Genomic DNA, 21,122 nt, shown 5'->3' with positions numbered 1-21,122 from the left:
CACGGACACCGCGAGGAGTTCCGCATCGATCCGATCGCGCTGATGCGGCGCTTCCGTGCCGAAAATCGTGAGCAGCCTTCGCGTCTCGTGCGCCGCGCCCCTCACTAGCATTGAGCCGGAGAGGGATTCACCGATGCACGTCGAGTCGGCAGAGGAGATCGAAGCTTGAACATCGATGACGCTGGCCTGAAGGTTGTCCGCTACGACGCATCCGACACCCTGCGCCAGGCCGACGAGATCAAGGCGGTCTACCTCGCCGCTCATCTCCGGCAACAGGACAATCCCTGGTACCACCCGGCGAAGTTCTGGGAACGACTCCAGGAACTGTACGCGCCGATCCCCGATTTCGAGTTGGTCGCCGGTTGGCTCGATGGCCGAATAGTCGGCTACGCCTTCGGCACGCCGCACAGGCGACCACAGGAGGTCAGAGACACGGCCGCGCACGTCTTCCCCGCGCTCGCTGCCGAAGCCGCCGACGCGCCGGTCTACATCTTCCGAGAGTTCTCCGTCCATCCAGACCATCAGGGTCAGGGTTACGGGCGGAAAATCCACGACGCATCACTGTCCGAACGCCCCGAACGGCTCGCATACCTACTCGTCAGAGCCGAGAACCCGGCCAGGTCGCTCTACACATCGTGGGGTTGGCAGCCCATCGGACAAGACCAACCGTTCGCCGATTGGCCGATGATGGACGCGATGGCAAAACAGCTGCCCTGAAGCGGCCGAGATGCCCAGTTGGACAAGCGCTCACGAGGAACTGGTGCTGTTGCCCTCTCGGGCGATGCCAGCCTCAGTTCCCCATGATCGCCTGACCAGTAGCCACGCGGGGGTATTCCCAGCAGGTGTTCTCTGCTTCGCGGTCAGTGAACCAGGGCGGCCAATTGCGTGCTGCGATCCCACAATTGGGCGGCGAGTTCGGTGTCGTCGGCTTGGCGGGAGGTTGTGGCGGGCTTGCGCTTGACGTAATACCGGCCGGGTTTCCCAGGTGCGGCCGACTCACCAGATAGGCAGCCGGCAGACACCGCGATAGGTCTTGTACCGGACGACTCTTCGCAGTACTGTCCAGACACATGTCCAGCAGGTATCTGGGCAGGCTTGCGGAGAGGATTTCCCTGATGACACCGGTCAAGCCGCAGCGGGTATCCGGCGGAGCGGACGAGCACGGACACCTCGAGGAGTTCCGCACCGATCCGATCGCGCTGATGCGGCGCGTCCGTGCCGAATGCGGCGACATCGGGACCTTCGAACTCGCCGGACGCGATGTCGTCCTGCTGTCCGGTGCGGCGGCCAACGAATTCTTCTTCCGGGCCGGCGACGACGATCTCGACCAAGGCGCGGCCTATCCGTTCATGACACCGATCTTCGGCGCGGGCGTGGTCTTCGATGCGAGCCCGGAACGCCGAAAAGAGATGCTGCACAACCAAGCTCTGCGCGCCGACGCCATGCGCGGGCACGCCGCGACCATCGCCGCCGAGGTGGACCGGATGTTGGCCACCTGGGACGACGAGGGCGAAATAGACCTCCTCGAATTCTTCGCTGAGCTGACCATCTACACATCCTCGGCCTGCCTCATCGGCGTCAAGTTCCGCAATGAGCTCGACGCGCGATTCGCGCAGCTGTACCACGAACTCGAACAGGGCACCGACGCACTGGCCTACGTCGATCCCTACGCCCCGATCGAGAGCTTCCGCCGCCGTGACGAGGCCCGCGCACAACTCGTCGAGCTGGTGCAAGCGATCATGGCTGGCCGCGCGGCAAACCCGCCGTCCGGCAAAGACTCTCGCGACATGCTCGACATCCTGATCTCGATACGCGATGAGAACGGCGCACCGCGCTTCTCGGCGAGCGAGATCACCGGCATCTTCATCTCGATGATGTTCGCCGGACACCACACCACCTCCGGTACCGCGGCATGGACAACCATCGAATTACTGCGGCGTCCCGACCTATTGCGCACGGTGGTCACCGAACTCGACGAGTTGTACGCCGACGGCTCGGAAGTCAGCCACAACGCCTTACGCCAGATCCCGAATCTCGAAGCAGCACTGAAGGAATCACTGCGCCTGCACCCGCCGCTGATCATCCTGATGCGCATCGCCCGCGCCGAATTCGAGGTGTGCGGGCACCGCATCGCACCCGGCGACATGGTGGCGGCCACGCCCGCGATCTCCAACCGAATCCCCGAGGACTTCCCCGACCCGGACACCTTCGACCCGAGCCGCTACCTCGATCCGCGGCAGGAAGACATCATCAACCGCTGGACCTGGATTCCCTTCGGTGCGGGCCGCCACCGCTGCGTCGGCGCGCCGTTCGCGCTCATGCAACTCAAAGCGATCTTCTCGATCCTGTTGCGGGACTGGGAGTTCGAGCTGTCCCAGCCGTCGGAGACCTACCGCAACGACCACTCCAAGATGGTGGTGCAGCTGCAGCAGCCATGCCGCGTCCGCTACCGCCGACGATGAGCACCGGCCCAGCTCATGGCTGAGTGAGGAAATTGGCGATGAGAGTGCTTGCCATTTCCGGCATCCCGTTGTTCTGCCGCTCCGCGGCGGTGACCACGTCGTAATGCCGGTAGCCGGGAATGATTTTGGCGTTGGCGGGCAGCAGGCCGCCGTAGCCCGCGTTCTGCAGGGGCGAGTCACCCGAGAGCAAGGTGAGGTTGCGCCTGGCCGACGGCGTGCTCTGCCAACGGTCACCGTGCAGCAGGAAGTTCAGGATGCCGCCGCTGCGGTTCTGTAACTGCCGCAGCTCACCGTCGCGACCGAGCCCGAGCGCGAAAATCGTGTCGGTGATGATGCGCAGCGGGGTGTACTCCTCGAAGAAGTCGGTGGGCTGCCCGCCGGGGTTCATCGCCCGTGCGAACTCACGCACGTCGGTGACCTCGTGGTCGCGATCGGTCGGCTGGCCGCGCACCGGGTCGATGCCGTCGATCGTGGACGCGGGCATCTGGTCGTAGTTCTTCCAGCCGCACAGCTGGTTGTGGTCGACCGGGGTGTAGTTCTGGCCGTAACCGACCCGCAGCGGGATGATGAACAGCGTCGGCCCGAGTACCGGCACCGAGGCGAGCCCGTTGGGAATCGGGTAGGTTTTGCCGACCGTCGGGCAGTCGTAGTATCCCAGCCCCGCCTGCAGGACATACTCCGCCGAGTTCTGATCGAACAACATGCCAAGTGCCGCGGTGTTGGTGAGCCGGAAATCGCGCGGCAGATTCTGGCCGGTGAACAGGTCCAGATAGTCCTTGCCGTAGAACGCCCGCATCCACGGTTCGGTCCGCAGATCCGCAGGCACCAGGGTCTTCAGATCGCTTTCGCCGTCCGGGTTCTGGTCCGCGGCCATGCCCGCCAGCTGATAGGCGTTCATGATCTCGCTCGCCGCGAGCACCGGCCACTGGGCGACACCGAGGCCGTTCTTCAACAACCAGTCCACGCCGTTCTTCACCGCGCCACCCACCGCGGAGAAGAACATGTCCAACGGCGGTGCGCTTGCGAACCCAACGGGGTCGGTCATGGCGAATCCGTCTTCGGGAATGATGCCGCCACCGCACAGGTTGAAGCCCGCGTCTTCGGTGGTGGCCGCGTTCTGGTCGAAATCCCACGCCATCATCGGCCCGGTCAGGAAGGCGCCCAACGAGTGACCGCCGCAGAAACTCTTGGTCCGGGTGCCGGGATCGGGCAGCAGATACTCGATGACCACCCGCCAGTCGTCCATGGTCAGCGCCAAACCGTACTCACCGAGATAGTTCAGATCCTGCGGCGTCTGATAGTGGTAGGACTTGCCGTCGATCGCCTTACCACCGAAGTAATAGTCTGCGGCGACGTGATAGTCCCCCGCCTTGTCCGCGGCCGCCCAACCCGTTCGGTCCTCGGCACAGTTCGCCCGGCGATCCAGCGATATGTATTCGACGAACTTACCGGTTGCCGCAGCCTTCCGAACCACCTGCGGGGCTTGCGGATTCATGTTCGCCGCACCCGAGAAGGTGCCGGGCTGCACAGTCAGCACCGCATCCGCGTCGGAAGACTTCTCCGGCCCCTTCTTGGACCGATACCGCACGAACGAAATCCAGTCGCAGGCTTCCGGATGAGCCATGGTGGAGTACGGGCTCGGATAGTGCAGCCGGACATAGGTTTCCTCGACATCGTCGCCGAGGGCCGGGTCACTGACCGGGCTGACCTCCGTGCGATCCGGTGCCGCCGAAACCGCCGGTGCGGCAGTCGATACCGGGACCGGTAGTCCGGCGACCAGCAATGCCGCCGCAACAGCCATCGAAATCCCCATGGCCGGTAACACTCTGATCCGACTGGTGAGCCGCATCGCTCCCCGCCTTCCGATATCGGTTGCTCCGTTACGTGTTCTCATCCAAGGCTTTTCACGAAGTCGGCCAGGCTCTGCGCGCTGGCATCCGGCTTGCCGTCGTTCTGCACCCGCGCGGCGCCGATCGTGTCGACGTGGCTGTACCCGGGCAGCGTGACCACCTGAGCGGTCGGTGGCGGCGGTACGACAATGCCGACTCCCTGCTGCACGAAACCGTCACCCGCATAGGCGATGTAGCTCGGCCTGGTGCGCGCCATGTTGTGGTAGCGCAGATTCGTCATATCCCCGCTGCGCGCGCCGCCGTAGCCCGCGCCGATATCGATGAACAGCCGGGCGGGAAAGTAGGTCTCCCAGTATGCATACGGTGCGCCCGTGCCGAGTTGCCTTGCGGCGTCACGGATATCGGAGGCTTCGTGATTGGGCGCGGTGTAGGGCACCCCGCGAACATCGTCATAGTTACGCCAGGTGTAGAGCACGCTGCGATCGGTGGGCCGAACGCGTTGCTGCGGACCGGCGATGGCCCGCAGGAACCCGCCGAGCAGCGGAACCTGGGTGACCGAGCCGGGCACCGGAAACGTCTTCTCCGACACCGGCCCGCCCGCGAGCGCGCCGACGCCCTGCTGGAACAGCGCGAAATTGCCCGAGTTGTTGTCGATGAACTCGCCGAGCAGCGCGGTGTTGGTGAATCGGAAGTCGCGCATGCCGCCGGAACCGTCCGCGCCGTTGGTGGCGAACGCGGTGAGCGATCCGGAGAACATGAAATCGAGCGTGGCGTCGATATCCAGGTCATGCGGCAGATGCGCGAGCAGCTGACTCTCCGCGTCCGGCTCCAGATGCGCGGCGAGACCGGCCAATCGGTAGATCATGAACGTCCTGGCCCCGACGAGCGGCACCGAGACGAGCGAGCGGGGCAGCACACCGACATTCGCGACAGCCTTCACCACGTCATTGGCCGGGCCGACGATCGCGTTGGTGAGGTCGTGCAGGAACGGCGTGTTCTGAATCGCCACCGGGTCGGAGGTGATCATCGTGTCCTGGGCCGCGAACGCGGCACATTGGTTGTAGCCCGCGTCCCGCGTCGTCGCCGGATTGCCGTCGAAGTCCCAGTCCGAGAAGAACCCGGCGACCAGGCCGCCGAGTGAGATGCCCGCGCACACGTACTTCTGTTGCCGCACAGCTTGTTCCGGGATCTCGAACAGCATCATCTCGTACTGGTCGCGAATGACCCGTTCCATGCCCATGACATCGAGCACCGCCAGGTCCTGGGATTCCTTGAACCCCGGGAACACCTGGCCATCGATCGGCTCGCGATTGAAGTAGTAGTCGACCGCGTCGAGATAGTTGCCGGTGCGCAGGGCGTAGTCGAAGCCGACATTCTCATCGAGGCAGGCGCTACGCCGCGCCAGCGCCCAGAATTCGACGTTCTGTCCGGCGGCGTGCGCGGCCGCGACGGTATTGGCGGCGACACTGTCGGAGTTCACCGCACCACCGATAGCGCCGGGCTGCTGCACGATCACGTGGTCGGCGTCGCTGGAGTTCGCCGGTCCGCCGACGGGACGGTAGCGAAGATATCCGGTCCGATCGCACGCGGCAGGATGAGCCGGCGCACCCGCGGGCAGCGGGAGCAGATAGCTGACATCGGACACGATCACGCCGTCGCGAACCTCGAGCACCTGCTCCTGACGATCGGTCGCGACACCGACCGGCGCGGGCTCCTCCGCCGACGCGGCCCCGACCGGCACCACCATGCCCGCAGCGGCGACCGCCAGGATGACCGACCAGCGCAGACCGTCGCGGACCGAGTGTCCCCAACGGGTATAGGCAATCGAAGCCACGGATCGGCTCCCTTCGTCTGTCCGAATGGCACGATCGCAGCTCACTACTGCCGACCGCATCGTCGAGGACGAGCACACCATCCCCGCAGGACAGCCACCATTGACATAAGAATGAAGATTGCCGATCGGCGATAGTGCACATGCACGGCGGCCTGACGGGCGGATTTCGAATCAGCGGACCGCAGCCGCCTACAGACGGTGTGTGGCCCGCCCAGCAGGGTCGAACTCCACTGGGCGGGCCACTTCCCCGTACACCCAGGGACGCCGCCACGTCCGCTTGGGCCGGACCGATCTTAACCCGTGCCGGGCCCGGCGGCGGGGAGGCCGCTGTCGGTGTGCAGGGCGCGAAAGACCCGGTGGAGGTCAGCCTTGTCTTCGAAGCCGATGCCCGGAGTGTCGGTGAGTCGCAGGCGGCTGTGTTCGATGACGGCGGCGTCGGCGAAGCCGCCGGTGGGCTGGAACTCGCCGGGGTAGGACTCGTTGCCGCCGAGCCGCAGGGCCGCGGCGATGTGCAGCGAGAACTGGTGGCCGCCGTGTGGGACGCAGCGGCGGGCGGACCAGCCGTGCTGGCGCAGCATGTCCTGGATCCGGAGGTATTCGACGAGTCCGTAACCCAGGACGGGATCGAACTGGAGGTAGTCGCGGTCGGGGCGCATGCCCGCGTAGCGGATGAGGTTGCGGGCGTCCTGCAACGAGAAGAGGTTTTCGCCGGTGGCCAGCGGGCCCGGGTATTGCTCGGAAAGTGTTGCGTGCAAGGCGAAGTCGAGCGGGTCGCCGGGTTCCTCGTACCAGAACAGGCCGTACGGCGCGAGGGCGCGGCCGTACTCGAGCGCGGCGTCGAGGTCGAATCGGCCGTTGGCGTCCACGGCCAATCGCGATCCATCGCCGTCGAGTACGTCGAGCACCGCCTCGACGCGTTTGACGTCGTCGGCCAGGCTCGCGCCGCCGATCTTCATCTTCACCACGTCGTAGCCCTGGGCCAGGAAGCCACGCATCTCGTCCTGGAGCTGAGTCAGCCCCTTGCCCGGTGCGTAGTATCCGCCTGCGGCATAGACGAATACGTCCGTATCCGGTGCACCGAGACCATAGTGCTCGGTGAGCCATTGATAGAGCGGCCGTCCGGCGAGCTTGGCGGCGAGATCGAACAGCGCCATATCGACCACGCCGACGGCGACCGATCGTTCCCCGTGCCCGCCCGGTTTCTCGTTGCGCAACATGATGTTCCACGCCCGAGCTGGATCGATGGCGGCGCCGTCGTCGGTCAGCAGCTCGTCGGGCTCAGCCCGCAGCAGCCGGGGAATGATGCGCCGACGCAGGATCTCCCCCGCGCTGTAGCGACCGTTGGAATTGAAGCCATAGCCGACGACCGGCTCGCCGTCCCTGATCACATCGCTGACGACCGCGACGATCGAACAGTCCATCGCACTGAAATCGATGAACGCGTTGCTCATCGACGAACTGATCGGCACAACACCTTCGTGGATAGCGACGATTCGTGGCATTACTTCTCTCCTACTGTGGTTTTCGGGCGGGTCAGCCCGATGGTCCGGGCGGCGAGTTCACGATCGAGACCGTCGGGTTCCCATCGCGCGATGACGACGGTCGCGACCGCATTGCCGAGGACGTTGGTGAGAGCACGCATCAGCGAGAGGAAACGGTCGACCGAGAGCACGAGCGCGAGTCCGGCGACGGGCACCAAACTGGTCGCGGCGACCGTGTTGGCCAGCGTGATGAAGGCCGAACCGCTCACTCCGGCAGTGCCTTTGGACAGCACCAGGAAGATGAGGAACAACCCGAGCTGGTCACCGAAGCTGAGCGGGATGCCGTACACCTGGCCGATGAAGACCACGCAGATCGGCACCACCACTGCCACCCCGTCCAGATTGAACGAAAATCCGGTCGGCACAACCAGGCCGATCACGCTGCGGCGGCAACCGACCTGCTCCAATCGCTGCATCAGTTGCGGCAGCACGGCTTCCGAGGACGAGGTGCCGAGCACCACCGCGAACTCCCTGCGCAGCACCTTGATCAGCCGCCACAGCGAGAAGCCCGCGAGCAGCGAGACACCGCCGAGCACCACGACCACGAAGGCCAGCAACGCGACGGCGGACACCGCGACCAACTTCATCAGTGCGGTAAGGGTTTCCGGCCCGTACTTGCCGACCGTCGCGGCCACCGCGCCGAACGTGCCGATCGGCGCGAGCAGCATGATCATGCCGATCATCCGGAAGAAGACGTCGCTGAGTTTCGCGCAGCCCGCCACGATCGGTTGCGAGATCCGATCCGGCATCCGGAGCAACGCGATGGCGAAGAGCACCGCGAAGATCAGCACCTGGATGATGCTGCCGGTGGCGAACGCGTTGACGGCGTTGTCCGGCACCATCTCCGAGAGGAATTCGCCGAACGAGTTGTGGTCGGCGCCGCCGGTCACATAGGTGGACAGGTCACCGGAGGCGTGGGCCGGCGGCGCGACACCCGAGCCGGGCCGGAACAGGTTCACTGCGAGCAGGCCGAGCAGCATGCCCACCGTCGTGACGATCTCGAAGTAGATCAGCGCCCGCGCCGCGATCCGGCCGACCGCCTTCATCCCGCCGGTCGCGACGATCCCGGTGACCATCACCAGGAACACGATGGGCGCGATGAGCATCTGGATCAGTGCGATGAACGCCTTCGCGATCGGCTGCATGGCGGCCGCCGCCTCCGGCGCGACGATGCCGAAGATCGCGGCGACGATGGCCGCGACGAGCACCTGGAAACTAGTATTGGTGGCCAGCCTGCGCCAGCGTGGATGAGGCGTAGCCGACTCTGGTGCAGCCTCGATTGCCGTGTCACTCATGGGAATCGCCGCACATCAATGGTCGCGCACAAGGGTGTCGCGCAGTGCCGCGCGATCGACCGTCAGGCCTAGACCAGGCCGGTCCGGCACGGTGATCCGGCCATCGACCGGTTTCGGCGCGTCCGGGAACAGCAGTTCGCCGACCTGCACCATGCCCAGATGCCATTCGAGAATCCAGCCGTTCATCAACCCGGCCAGAGTGTGCAGGTTGAACAGCGGCCAGCCGCCGCCGTGCGCGAGCGGCAGGTTGTAGATCTGTGCGAGATGGGCGGCCTTACGCGCCTCGGTGAAGCCGCCGCAGTAGCAGACATTGGGCTGCAGAATGTCTACGGCCTGCTTTTCGACCAGCTCGCGCAACCGCCACCGATGGCCCTCCATCTGCCCGGCGGCCAACGGAATTCTGGTGTGCCTGCGCAGATCCGCCATCGCACGAGCGTCGTTCTGGTGCAACGGTTCCTCGAACCAGGTCAGGTTCGCGTCCTCGACCGCGCGGCACAGACACGCGGCCTCGGCGGGCGTGAACAGGTAGTTGGCATCGATCATCAGGTCGATGTCGGGACCGACCGCATCGCGCACCGCGTGAATGCGCGCCGCGTCCTCGCGCCAGCCGCCCTCGTCCACCGCCACCACCAGCTTCAGCGCGGTGACGCCCTGATCCAGCTGCAGTTGCGCTGCGGCGCACAAGGTTTCGCGATCGTACTGCGGGAAGCCGAACGTCACGTACACCGGCACCTCGGTGCGCGCGCCGCCGAGCAGGCTGGCGACCGAACGCCCCACCGCCTTGCCGTTGATGTCCCACAGCGCGATGTCCAGCAGCGACAGAGCGCTGGACACCACGCCGGTCATGGTGCGCGGGTTCAGTTTTCGCCACACCCGCTGGTGGATCGCCTCCAGCTCACGCGGATCCATATCGACCACGACGGGCAGAAAGTGTTGCTCCAGCGCGACGACCACGGCTCTGGCCAGGAAGTGACCGGTCAGGGCGACCCCGGTCAGGCCCTCGTCGGTTTCGACCTCGCAGAACACGAACTCGCGTTGCTCCTCGCGGCCGTAGCCGCTGACCCGTTCACTCAGTAGTGGCACATCGATCGAGGTGGTGTGCACGCTGGCCCGGATGTCTTTGATTCTCATTCCGTCCTCCTTTGTTCGCTCGGGACGGTGGATCGAGTCTGCGCGCGCAAATCGTCAACTGTCAACGATTTGCAATTGACGATTGACTATGCGAAGCTGCGAAGCTGTTGACTGGGTGCGGGCAAGGGAGACGGTGATGACCGAACAGGCACAGGCGATGACCGCGCTGCAACGCCGGGTGGCCGAACATCAGTCCAGTTCGCTGCTGCAGGTGATCGCCGAGGAACTCGAGCAGCTGATCATCGCGGGCGCCCTCACCGGCGGCGACCGGATCAACGAGTCATCCCTCGCCGCCCGGCTCGGCGTCAGCCGCGGCCCGGTGCGCGAGGCGCTGCGCCAGCTCGAACGCGGCAAGCTCGTCGAATTCCGCACCAACAGAGGCATGTTCGTGCGCGAGGTCTCGGTCGCCGAGGCCGCCCAGCTCTACGACATCCGCGCCAGCCTGTTCGGCCTGGCCGGCCGCCTGGCCGCCGAACACATCACCCCCGACCAGCTCACCGAACTACGCACCAAGGTCGACCGACTCCAAGCCGCCGTCCCCACCGTCGACGACTACTACCCTCGCAACGTCGACCTACACCGCACCCTCGTCGCCCTCTCGAACAACCCCCGCCTCGCCGATCTCTACGACGACGTCTCCAAAGAACTCCACCTCTTCCGCCGCCACGGCCTCGAATCCGACACCGCCCGCACCATCTCCAACCACCAACACGCCGAAATCCTCGACACCATCGCGGCAGGCGACCACGCGACCGCCGGACGATTGATGGAGGCACACATCCTTTCCGGCAAGGAGCGTATGCTCGCCGCGCTGCGGGACTGAGCGGCTATCCGCCGCGGGAGTCGGGCGCCGCGGTCGTCGACGGCAGTGCCGCGTCGATGACGCGAACGATGTCGCCGACCGTCCAGCAGGACAGCAGCTGGTGCACGGTCAACCGGACGCCGAGACGTTCCTCGATGGCGACAATGCCGATCGCGACCGCCACCGAATCGAATCCCAGATCGCCGATCAGAATCGTCTCGGGCTCGGGCCGCCGGACGTCCATGCCCAGGTCGGTCTCGAAGATATCGAGCACGATGGGCAGCGTGTGATCGGACACGGTCCGAGCGTATCGGCTGGATCCGAGCGGGTCATGCATCGAATGATCGGACCGGGCTCAACGAACGGCGTGGTTGCGAGCACAGATCAACTTTCGGCCGATGAGTCGATCGCCTCGCGGAAATAGACTCGCCGCCATGACGACGAGCACGCCGCGGGTTCTGGTCGTCGGCGGCGGCATCGCGGGCCTGACGCTCGCTGCGGCGTTGCGGTGGAACGGTATCGAGCCGACGGTCGTGGAGCGGGTGGCGCGGTACGGCGACGTCGGGTATGTCATCACGCTGTGGCCGATGGGCCGCCTGGTGGTGGAACACCTCGGATTGGGTCGGCGTTTCAACGCACTGACGGTACCGATCAACACCTACTCGACGCACGTCGACGGCGGTGGCCGACTGCGCGACTTCGACTTTCGCGGGCGGCTCGGCGACGGTGTCCCGCGCGCGCTCAGACGGTCCGAGCTGATCGAGTTGCTCGGATCCTATGCCGGCGGCACCGACGTGCGGATGGCGCGGACGGTGACGGGTATCGAACAGGACGGTCGCATCGTCGTTGCGCGTTTCGATGACGGACAGATCGCCGAATACGATGTGGTGGTCGGTGCCGACGGCATCGATTCGGGCGTGCGCAGGCTGGTCGCGGGGGACGTGCCGATGCACCGCACGGGGCTGCGGCTGTGGACCTGGTGGACGCGCGGCAACGGCGTCGCGCCCGACGAGTCGCACGAATTCTGGGGTACGGCAAGATATTTCGGCTACAACCCGACGACCGGATCGGTCGGCTGTGCGGCCGCGCTTCCCGCCTCGGGTGCCCCGACGACCCCACGACAGCTCCGCGAGCGCCTGTACGGCGTTGCGGGACCGATGGATTGGATGATCGACGCACTCGACGGCATCGACCGGATCGGCAGTTTCGACCTCGACGATCTACGGCTGCCGAGCTGGCGGTTCGACCGGGTGGTGCTGCTCGGTGACGCGGGCGCGGCCTTTCTGCCGACGGCGGGTGTCGGCGCGTCGATGGCAATGGAATCCGCGCTTGTGCTCGCCGAGGAACTGTCGAAGGTAGACGCGGCCCAGATACCGGATGCGCTGCAGCGGTACGTGTGCCGACGCCGGACCCGAGTCGACGCGGTGCAGAACCGGTCACGGTGGCTGATTCCGGTGATGCTGCGCCGGACCAGGTTCGGCACCGCCTTGCGCAACGCCATGATGCGCGCGATGCCCGAGAACATGGTGATCTCCGAGATCACGCGCTGGAATCCGTGAGCCGGCTAGTTCGAGGCCACCGGCAGCTCGGCCCCATCCAGTAGTAGGTCGTGCAGGTAATCGGCGAATTCTTCGAGGGCGCACGGCAATACCCGCGGATCGGCAACCAGACCTACGCTCAGCTGGTCGCGCATGATCACCGCGGTGACCATGAGCTCGTCGGCCATCAGCGGCGACAGTGGCAGCATGGCGGTCACCGCGCGTCCGAATACGTTGTGCCGCAGGGTAAATCCCGGGGTGATGCTCACGCTGAGCTGACAGGTGTCGCGCACCATCCGCGCCATCAGACGGGTCTGCGCCCGCCACGGCAGATACTGCAGATCGACACCGGCCGAGGCCAGCGCGCGGGCCTGATCCACCGGGTCGATGGCGGCCAGCCCTTCCCGCACCGCCTTGACCCGATCGGCTATCCGCGTACCCGACATTTCGACATCGAGGAACGCCGCTCCGGTGGCGTTGCCGGTGTGGCGCAGTTCCTGGTCGAAGGTGACCGGCACCATGATTCGCAGACCGCTGCCCGAAACATGCTGCGCCACCTGCCGATACGCTTCGGCGGCGGTCGCCAAGAGATACTCGGTGCTCGACCCGGCGGCATTCGCCGCGTGCTGCCGCAACCGCCGCACCGGAATCGAGAACGTGGCTACCTGGCGGACGCAGTCTCGCGGCGGGAAGGGCTGCATCCGCCCGCCCCGGCGCACCGAGCGCGCGGCGCGATACTGGCGGGGGACCTCGGTGCAGGTCCGCCAGGTGAGCGCCCTGGTGAACGGAAACCGTTGCGCGGTAACGAACCTGTCGTAGTCCGTCGCATCGACGGTATCGACGATCAGCGCAGCAAAGCCAGGGGCGGCCAGGCCGTCGCTCAGGCAATGGTGCACGCGAAGCAACACCGTCTGACCCGCACGGTCCGCCTCGTCGACCAGGGTGATGTCCCACAGTGGCGCGGTTCGCGTCATCGGAGTCGCCAGGAGCCCCTCGATCGCACGCAACAACCCGTCCCGGTCCGCCACCGCGGACCGGTGCACCCGTTGCCGCGGATCCACCTCCGCACCAAGGAATCTCGGTCGCCGACGCAGGCGATCCGGCAGGCACCACCCATACATCTCGTGCTCGCGGGCCCGATCGCCCACCCGGGCCCGCAACTGCTCGACGGTGATCGGATCACCCGGTTCGAGCCGCAGGCCGAGCACCCAGTGCATCGGGTGCCCGATGCTGTCGAGGCGCAGATGGAGGCAATCCAACTCGCTCAACCGATTCCGGCGCCTCACGAGCCGAGCTCCCCCGGATAGCCGAAGTACCGCACCGTCGGTACCGACTCGCCCCGGCCGATGGATTTCGCGAGCACCCGGCTCGGTCCCACCTCGATCAGCCGCGCACAACCGAGTCGAGTCAGCCTGCCGATGACATCGGTCCACCGCACTGGCGCGGTCAGTTGCCGCTCGGCCAGGTCTCGCCACCGCGCGGCGGTGAACAGCCCCGCATCGACATTCGCGACCACCTCGATGTCGGTGGACCGGAATTCGACCGTGGCCAAAGCCTGGCGCAGCAGCGGTGCCGCGGCTGCCATGAGTGGAGTGTGAAATGCACCGTCGACGGGGATCCGTACGACCTTCAGCCGGGATTTCCTTGCTTGTTCGGCGACCGCATCAACCCCGTCGACGGTGCCGGACACGACAACCTGCCGCGGCCCGTTCACGTTGGCGACCCAGACCTGCGCCCCACCGGAACGCACTGCGGCGGTGAGCTGTTCGACGATGTCACTGCTCGCGCCGAGGATCGCGGCCATCGTGCCGCGCCGCTGCCGGGTGGCCGTCCGCATCGCCGCGCCGCGCGCCGCGACCAGCCGCGCACCGGCCTGCGGCGTCAGCGCACCCGCCGCCACCAGCGCCGTGTACTCCCCCAGGCTGTGCCCCGCACACGCGAGTACCCCGTCGACCAGCCGATGCTCGATCAGGTAGTCCAGCGCCATCAGCGACATCGTGAAGATCGACAGCTGCGCCGAATCGGTACTCCGCAAGCGCTGTTCGCCGGTGCGCAGCACCAGCTCGGCGATGTCATACCCGGTCCATTCGGATACGTCGCAGACGATCCGCCACTGCGGTGTGTCTCGCCATCGATAACCCATGGCGGGTCGCTGCGCGCCTTGACCCGGGAAGATCAACGCACATCCGGTCGGCTCGCCGGACCGGGCCGGTACCGCTACCCTGTCGTCGCTCTCGAGCACAGCATGAGCGTATCGCCCGCTGCGGCACCGGTATTCGGTCAGACGTTGAGATCACTTCACCGAACGCACGATGATCCGCGCTGGTCGCGTCGATACGCTCGCGGTAGCTCGAAACACGAGGCCCGGGAGAGGCAACCGTGGACGAAACCGCAGTGACTACCCGCCCTTCGCCGGACGGCGACCGAAAAGCCCTGGCCGAGTTGCGCTTCGAGCAGACTGTGCCACGTGCCCTGGTGCACCGTGCTGCGATCAACGAGGTGTTCCTCACCGACTCGGCGGTCATCGGCAAACGCGAATGGGCCGTCGCGGCCATGCTCCCCCGCAGTCACATGCTGTTCAACGACGGCGGCAATCCGGACTACCTGGACACCATCGCCATCATGGAGGTCACCCGGCAGGTGACCGAGTATGTCGCCCACCAGTTCGTCAATGTGCCGGACAACCAGTTCCTGGTCTTCCGCGATATGCGAATCGATGTCTTCGCACCCGAGTGGTTGCACACCGGACCGGACCCGGCCCGCGTGCTGATCATCGTCAATGCGCGCACATCCGAGCGACTGGCGCAGCACCCGGTGACCATCATCGTCGACGGCCACGAGTGCGGCCGGGCCGGCGGGCGATGGCTGCCGTTGCCGCAGCACTACTACGAATACATCCGCGAACGGGCGCGGAACAAGACCCTGAAACGCGCCCCGGAGCCCGCGCGTCCGATCGACCCGGCTGCCTTGCTCGCCCCGCACCAGGTCGGCCGACACCACCCGCGAAATATCCTGCTCACCAACGGCATTGCGACCGGGGCCGGCAGCATGGCCTTCCTGCTCACCTTCGACCCGACGCATCCGGTGTTCTTCGACCATCCGATGGATCACGTCCCCGGCATGTTGATGCTGGAGGCGGCCAGGCAGGCCTGCCTGGCGACGCTGGCCGAACACCGGAACACCGACCCGCGCCGGGCACTGATCGTCGGCTGTGACGTCGATTTCGGCAACTTCTGTGAACCCGATCTGCGCACCGACTGCCAGGCCGCCATCGCCGATTCCGGTGAGCCGGGTCCGAGCAGGCGACATCGCGTCCGCGTCGCCTTCGAGCAGGCAGGCGAGTCACTAGGCGCGATCACTCTCGACGTACTCGACGAATCCGGTTCGGGCTGACGGGAGAACCACGTGACGACACCGGAACGCGTCGCGGTGGTCGGGGCCGGAGTTTCCGGTATCGCCGCCGCACTGGCGCTGCACCGCGCAGGCTGCGCGGTCGAGATACTGGAACGCGAGGATCGGATCGGTGGCCGCCTCGGCCTGGCCGAACTCGGCGATCGCGAAGTGCTGCTCGGCGGCAAGAACATCGGGCGCGCCTACTCCCGCTTCCGGGCCATGCTCGACCTGCTCGGCGGCACCGGATATGAACCGTTCGGCATCAATACGTCCCGGGTCGTGGCGGGCCGGCTCGTCAGCCTCGACAGCGACAACCGTGCCGAGACGATGAACGGCATTCTGCGGATGTGTAATTGGCGGGACTTGGCCAAACTCGACAGCATCGCCAGGAAGGTGAAGTCCGCGGACACGGCCCGGTTCCTCGGCTCCGATCTCGCCAGGAAGCTCGGCCGCCGCGACGATCGGCCACTGTCCGAGCATTTCGGCAGGCGCACCACCACCAACTTCCTGCGCCCGATCACGGTCCGGATGAACGGTGCCGAGCCGGACGAGGCGTATTACGGCAACTTCGCCACCAATATGGGAATGCTGATCGACACGTTCGACCAGCCGACCGTCGGGCTGTCGGCACTGCTCGGCCGAGCCGCGGAGCTCGTCGAGATCCGTTACCGCACTGCGGTTACCGGCATCAGCCAGGTCAACGGAGGCGTCGCCCTCGACCTCGTCGACCCGGGCGGCCGGTCGCGACAGGCCCGTTACGACGCCGTCGCCGTCTGTACGCCCGCCTACGCGGCGGCCCCGCTGCTCGCACCGCTGTCGAAAGCGCTGGCCGACCTTGTGCATTCGGTGCGCTATTTCCCGGCCACGGTCGCGGTGGTGCGGTACACGCACGACGTCTTCGCCGCCGATGTCCGCGCAATCGCGCTGGACGACCAACCGTGCAGCAACGCGGGTAGCTACGGCAAGGAGACGCGAAACGTTGTGCGCTATACCTTTTCGGGAATACACGGCCGGCTGATCGATCCCACGGAAGCGGACGTGCTCGACCTGGTCACCGACACCGAAACACAATTGCACACCCATCTCGGGGTGGTGCGACAACCGAGAACTGCTGTGGCAGTGAGACATTGGCCGCAAGCCTACTGCGGCTATCTCCCGCACTACGGCGACTTCCTCGACGCGCTGAACACGGCGGCCGCGCCGCTCGCCAGTATCGCCCTGGCGGGCGACTATCTCCTCGGCGGCTCGATCGAGGCCTGCTGCCGCTCCGGCGAAACCGCTGCCGCGGCACTGCTTTCGGCACCGGTGCCACAGGGAGCCACTCGGTGCGAATCCTGATCGTCGGCGGCGGGATCGCCGGGCTCACCCTCGCGGCGCGGCTGCGCCAACGCGGGCTGCGCCCCACCGTCATCGACACGATCAGCAGCTACGGCCGGGTCGGATACGCGATCACGGTGTGGCCGACGGGCAGTCGAGTCCTGCACGGCCTCGGCCTGTGGAATTCCTTCATCGACATGAGCGCACCGTTGCGACGCTACGTCGTACACGATCGTGACGGCGCGATCCTGCGCACCTTCGACCTCGAGCGCCTCGACGCGCGCAACGGGCTGCCCCGCGCGGCCCTACGCGCGGAGCTGCTCGCCGTTCTCGAGTCGGCGAACGGCGGAACACCGGTCGATCTGGACACCGAGGTCGACCGGATGCGCCAGATCGGCTCGACCGTGCGGGTCCGATTCGACGACGGCAGGGAGCGCGATTTCGACCTGGTCGTCGGCGCGGACGGTCTTCGCTCCCGCACGCGCAGGCAGGCAGAGCTGGACACCGCCGAACATCGGTTCGGCTGGCGCATCTGGTGGTGGTGGGCCCGCCGCGGTATCACCCCACCCGGCGAACTGCATGAGATGTGGGGGCTGCGGCGGATCATGTCCGCGTATCCGACCCAGGATCGGGTCGCCTGCTTCGTAGCGGTCGCCGACGCGTTCGACAGCGCAGCCCCCGCACTGACGACCAGGCAGTCGCCGCCGGGCGACGAGTGCTGGATCCTGCGCACCCTGCCCGACGCCGACCGCGTCGAATGCCTCGACCTGATGGAAGTCACCGTCCCCCAGTGGATTCGGGGCCGAATCGTGCTACTCGGCGACGCCGCCGCCGGACTCGTGCCGAGCACAGGTATCGGCGCGTCGCTCGCCATGGAGTCGGCGGCAGTGCTCGACGACGAACTGGTTCGCGTCGACACCGCGCACATAGACATCGCCCTCACCCGATTCGCGCGACGCCGCATGCCCCGGGTCGACGCGGAGCAGCAGCGCGCCAGGGTGTTCGGCGACCTCATGATCCGATGTGAACCCACCTCGCCCAGGGAGCGCCCATGACAGCTACGGATCTGGCCGATATTCCCGGACTCTTCCGGTGCGAAACGGTCTCGCGCGCCGCGGCGACCAACCAGCTGCTCGCGCTGACCAAGCAGCTGCGCGGCGGCGACAGCGAGGTGTATACGGTGCATCAGCACGTCGACTGTCCGCCCGAAGTGCTCTACGACTATCTGCTGGATATCCGTAGCGTCGCGGAATTCACCTACAGCATGCGCGATTTCCGGCCCGAAGGCGCGGACGGACAATATGTCGGCGTGGACGCGACCGAGCCGGAAACCAAGATCCACCTGCGCATCAGCGGCAATCGCGAGGTCGGCACCGTCGATTACGAGTCCGCGTTCGATCAGGGCGATGACCTGTGGATGGTGTTCTGCGGCCGGGTCCTGTCCGCTCGCCGGGTACAACGCCGCAGTGGCGCGCTGGTGTCGTGGACGATCTGGCGTCATCCGTACTACGCCAAGAATCCGTACCCACACCTGTCCCCCCGTCGCGGCCGGGTCTGGCCCGGGTCGTTCTGGCCGCTCTTCCACGCCTGCGATGTGCTGGAACTTCGCAATATGCAACAGATCCTCGAACATCGCATGCGGGCGCGCACGATGCCCGTCGGCGGGCGGTGATCCGCCGTGGCCGACAGCTACGGTGCGGCGGCGGAGTTCTACGATATCGCCGGTCGCCCGTACTGGAAGCCGCGCGCCACCGCGTTGGCGACGGCGTTGACCGCTGCCGCACAAACGAATGCACCGATCGTGGATATCGGTGCGGGCACCGGACTTGTCGTGGAGATCATCGGCGCCGCCCTGACCGACGTTCCGATCATCGCGATAGAACCCTCACCAGCGATGCGTGCCGCACTCGCCAGCCGGGTGCAGGCCAGTCCGGCGCTGGCGCGGCGGGTGACCATCGAGGCCGGCACTCTCGAAAACACGGTCCTGCCCGACCAGCTCGGCGGCGTGGTCGCGTGCGGCGTGCTCGGCTATCTGACGCCCGAGGATCGGCGGAGGCTGTGGCGATTGCTCGTCGACCGGCTCGCCCCCGGCTGCCACGCGGTGGTCGACGCCGCGCCGTTTCCCTCGACCCGAACGGTCCGGCCGATTCGGGTCGGTGTCACGAGATTCGGTGTGCGACAGCACGAGATCTGGCTCGGCTCGCGCCCTGCCGCCATTCCGGGGCGGATCGAACTGACCACGATCTGCCGGGTACGCGAGGACGGGCGAACGGTGCGCGAGTCGGTGAGCACGGTGCAATGGTGGGCCCTGGATATGCGGACCATCGCGGCCGAGGCCATCGAGGCGGGTCTCATCTGCCGCCGCGCCGGCTGGGACCTCGCGACGTTGTCCGCCGCCCCGGTCGCCGCCCTCGATACTCAGCGGAGCGCCGCGCCGCCCTCCATCAACTGTTGAGCCAGGTGTGACCATTCGGTCGAGGAAACAGGCCCGTACCCAAGGATATCGTCGTTTTCAGACGAGACCGGTTCCTGCGGAACATCTTCCACTCCGGCCGGCTCTCGAAGTGGCGACGCGAGGAGTGTCATGCCGAATCAGATTGCGGCGGAGACCGATTCGACATTCTGGCACGGATTCACCAATATGCGCGGCTTCCGCAGGCGCGGCATCAGTATCGCCTCGGCCGACGGCGTTTGGGTGGTGGACACCGAAGGCAACAGATACCTCAACGCATTCGGCGGACTGTGCAATTTGAGCCTCGGCGGAGCCCACCCCGACATCATCGAGGCCATCCGCGAGCAGGCGGGCACGTTGCTGTACTTTCCCATCGAGCGCGCGACTCATCAGGCCGCCGACGAGTACGCACGCCGCCTGGCCACGGTGACTCCCGACGGCATGAACACCGTGTTCTACGCGTCCACCGGATCCGAGGCCAACGAAACCATCATCAAGATGATGCGCCAATATCAACGGCTCCGCTTCGGTGCGGACACCGGCAAGCTCGGCGTGATCGCCCTGGACCGGGCCTACCACGGGGTTACCTACGGCGCGTTGAGCGCAACCGGTTCCGCGTTCCGCCGGTTCCGCCAACAGTTCGAGCCGTTGGTGCCGGGCTTCCACCACGCGCCGTCGCCCTACGCGTACCGATGCGAATCCGGTTGCGCCGGAACGTGTAACCTGGCCTGCGCCGACGCCGTCGAGACGATGGTGGATCGGCTCGGGGCGGCGAACATCGCCGGGGTGCTCGTCGAACCGGCGCTCGGGGTCGGCGGCGCCATCGTGCCGACCCGCGAATACCACGAGCGACTGCGCGACATCTGCGACAGCAACGACCTGCTGCTGGCCTACGACGAGGTGATCACCGGATTCGGCAGGCTCGGCGAATGGTTCGGCGCCGACTACTTCGGGGTGCGACCGGATTTCATGGCGCTGTCCAAGGGGATCAACAGCGGCTACCTACCGTTCGGCGCCGTCGTTGTTCACGACGCGATATACCGCGAATTCCTTTCCACTGTCGACGGTTTCATCGCGACCGGCAGCACAACCAACGGCAACCCGCTGTGCTGCGCCTCGGCGCTGGCCACCCTCGACATCATGGAGCGCGACGGCATCGTCGATCAGGTGCGCCAGACCGGCAAGTACCTGTTCGACAAATTCGCGAGCCTGCGCGAGTACCCGATCGTCGGCGACATTCGCGGCGCGGGACTGCTGATGGGCATCGAGCTCGTCCGGGACCGGAACACCAAAGAGCCCATCCCGCAACAGCAATGGCAGGTGATCGAGGACCGGCTCGCGCTGAGCGGACTGATCATCGGCAGTCAGGGTGCGGAGGGCCTCGGCGGCACGATCGGCATCGTCCCGCCGCTGACCATCACGGCCGACGAGGTCGACGAGCTCTATCGACGCCTCGACGGCGTACTTGCCAGGTACTCCCGGCTCACGGCCAAGAGCTGAAACCCAG

Annotated in this window: 18 protein-coding genes; 10 read left to right on the top strand and 8 right to left on the bottom strand. The window is 66.3% G+C overall.

Annotated features, from left to right (window positions below; translation table 11 throughout):
* Positions 1 to 165: 165 nt before the first annotated feature.
* Complete coding sequence (locus ABZ942_RS18330; protein WP_357383392.1) at positions 166 to 717, top strand: GNAT family N-acetyltransferase; 552 nt, start codon at positions 166 to 168, stop codon at positions 715 to 717.
* 395 nt (positions 718 to 1,112) lie between these two features.
* A complete protein-coding gene (locus tag ABZ942_RS18325; protein ID WP_357384547.1) occupies positions 1,113 to 2,462 on the top strand; it encodes a cytochrome P450 in 1,350 nt (449 codons plus the stop codon).
* A gap of 13 nt (positions 2,463 to 2,475) precedes the next feature.
* On the opposite strand, the gene ABZ942_RS18320 is transcribed toward ABZ942_RS18325, so the two are convergent.
* From ABZ942_RS18320 to ABZ942_RS18300, 5 genes are all read right to left on the bottom strand, one after another.
* The gene (locus ABZ942_RS18320; protein WP_357383390.1) at positions 2,476 to 4,311 is read right to left on the bottom strand and encodes a hypothetical protein; all 1,836 of its coding nucleotides are present in this window, start codon (positions 4,309 to 4,311) and stop codon (positions 2,476 to 2,478) included.
* 41 nt (positions 4,312 to 4,352) lie between these two features.
* Positions 4,353 to 6,146, bottom strand: coding sequence for a hypothetical protein (locus ABZ942_RS18315; RefSeq protein ID WP_357383388.1), 1,794 nt, complete (start codon positions 6,144 to 6,146; stop codon positions 4,353 to 4,355).
* A 293-nt stretch (positions 6,147 to 6,439) separates the two neighbouring features.
* Positions 6,440 to 7,648 carry a mandelate racemase/muconate lactonizing enzyme family protein gene (locus tag ABZ942_RS18310; RefSeq protein WP_357383386.1) on the bottom strand — a complete coding sequence of 403 codons (1,209 nt, stop codon included), beginning with the start codon at positions 7,646 to 7,648 and terminating at the stop codon, positions 6,440 to 6,442.
* On the bottom strand, positions 7,648 to 8,982 hold the full coding sequence (locus ABZ942_RS18305; protein WP_357383384.1) for a cation:dicarboxylase symporter family transporter: 1,335 nt from the start codon (positions 8,980 to 8,982) through the stop codon (positions 7,648 to 7,650). The genes ABZ942_RS18310 and ABZ942_RS18305 overlap by 1 nt, the downstream gene beginning before the upstream one ends.
* A gap of 15 nt (positions 8,983 to 8,997) precedes the next feature.
* Positions 8,998 to 10,113 carry a mandelate racemase/muconate lactonizing enzyme family protein gene (locus ABZ942_RS18300; protein WP_357383382.1) on the bottom strand — a complete coding sequence of 372 codons (1,116 nt, stop codon included), beginning with the start codon at positions 10,111 to 10,113 and terminating at the stop codon, positions 8,998 to 9,000.
* A gap of 136 nt (positions 10,114 to 10,249) precedes the next feature.
* On the opposite strand from ABZ942_RS18300, the gene ABZ942_RS18295 reads away from it, so the two are divergent.
* On the top strand, positions 10,250 to 10,936 hold the full coding sequence (locus ABZ942_RS18295; RefSeq protein WP_357383380.1) for an FCD domain-containing protein: 687 nt from the start codon (positions 10,250 to 10,252) through the stop codon (positions 10,934 to 10,936).
* Between the two features lie 4 nt (positions 10,937 to 10,940).
* Here ABZ942_RS18295 and ABZ942_RS18290 read toward each other — a convergent pair whose 3' ends face one another.
* Positions 10,941 to 11,252, bottom strand: coding sequence for an acyl carrier protein (locus ABZ942_RS18290; RefSeq protein WP_357383378.1), 312 nt, complete (start codon positions 11,250 to 11,252; stop codon positions 10,941 to 10,943).
* 97 nt (positions 11,253 to 11,349) lie between these two features.
* Between ABZ942_RS18290 and ABZ942_RS18285 the strand changes: the two genes are divergently transcribed.
* Positions 11,350 to 12,474: an NAD(P)/FAD-dependent oxidoreductase gene (locus ABZ942_RS18285; protein WP_357383376.1), complete on the top strand. Its 1,125-nt coding sequence runs from the start codon at positions 11,350 to 11,352 to the stop codon at positions 12,472 to 12,474.
* Between the two features lie 5 nt (positions 12,475 to 12,479).
* On the opposite strand, the gene ABZ942_RS18280 is transcribed toward ABZ942_RS18285, so the two are convergent.
* Together ABZ942_RS18280 and ABZ942_RS18275 are read right to left on the bottom strand one after the other, a co-directional pair.
* Positions 12,480 to 13,739 carry a wax ester/triacylglycerol synthase domain-containing protein gene (locus ABZ942_RS18280; RefSeq protein ID WP_357383374.1) on the bottom strand — a complete coding sequence of 420 codons (1,260 nt, stop codon included), beginning with the start codon at positions 13,737 to 13,739 and terminating at the stop codon, positions 12,480 to 12,482.
* Positions 13,736 to 14,695 carry an ACP S-malonyltransferase gene (locus ABZ942_RS18275; protein WP_357383372.1) on the bottom strand — a complete coding sequence of 320 codons (960 nt, stop codon included), beginning with the start codon at positions 14,693 to 14,695 and terminating at the stop codon, positions 13,736 to 13,738. Before ABZ942_RS18275 ends, ABZ942_RS18280 begins: the two co-directional genes overlap by 4 nt.
* Before the next feature lie 137 nt (positions 14,696 to 14,832).
* Between ABZ942_RS18275 and ABZ942_RS18270 the strand changes: the two genes are divergently transcribed.
* The 6 genes from ABZ942_RS18270 to ABZ942_RS18245 all read left to right on the top strand — a co-directional run bounded on the left by ABZ942_RS18270 (position 14,833) and on the right by ABZ942_RS18245 (position 21,115).
* Entirely contained in the window at positions 14,833 to 15,846 is a 1,014-nt protein-coding gene (locus tag ABZ942_RS18270; RefSeq protein ID WP_357383370.1) for a ScbA/BarX family gamma-butyrolactone biosynthesis protein, read from the top strand.
* 12 nt (positions 15,847 to 15,858) lie between these two features.
* Entirely contained in the window at positions 15,859 to 17,184 is a 1,326-nt protein-coding gene (locus ABZ942_RS18265) for an FAD-dependent oxidoreductase (RefSeq protein WP_357383368.1), read from the top strand.
* Positions 17,172 to 18,218 (top strand): NAD(P)/FAD-dependent oxidoreductase, encoded by a 1,047-nt coding sequence (locus ABZ942_RS18260; protein ID WP_357383366.1) that lies wholly within the window; start codon positions 17,172 to 17,174, stop codon positions 18,216 to 18,218. Before ABZ942_RS18265 ends, ABZ942_RS18260 begins: the two co-directional genes overlap by 13 nt.
* Complete coding sequence (locus ABZ942_RS18255) at positions 18,215 to 18,835, top strand: SRPBCC family protein (RefSeq protein ID WP_357383364.1); 621 nt, start codon at positions 18,215 to 18,217, stop codon at positions 18,833 to 18,835. Before ABZ942_RS18260 ends, ABZ942_RS18255 begins: the two co-directional genes overlap by 4 nt.
* A gap of 6 nt (positions 18,836 to 18,841) precedes the next feature.
* The gene (locus ABZ942_RS18250) at positions 18,842 to 19,618 is read left to right on the top strand and encodes a class I SAM-dependent methyltransferase (protein WP_357383362.1); all 777 of its coding nucleotides are present in this window, start codon (positions 18,842 to 18,844) and stop codon (positions 19,616 to 19,618) included.
* 129 nt (positions 19,619 to 19,747) lie between these two features.
* Entirely contained in the window at positions 19,748 to 21,115 is a 1,368-nt protein-coding gene (locus ABZ942_RS18245) for an aspartate aminotransferase family protein (protein ID WP_357383360.1), read from the top strand.
* Positions 21,116 to 21,122: the final 7 nt, after the last annotated feature.

This window comes from Nocardia sp. NPDC046473, assembly GCF_040645995.1.
Classification (GTDB): domain Bacteria; phylum Actinomycetota; class Actinomycetes; order Mycobacteriales; family Mycobacteriaceae; genus Nocardia.
The sequence above is the reverse complement of the archived record's forward strand: the minus strand, read 5'-3'. Positions and strand labels throughout refer to the sequence as shown.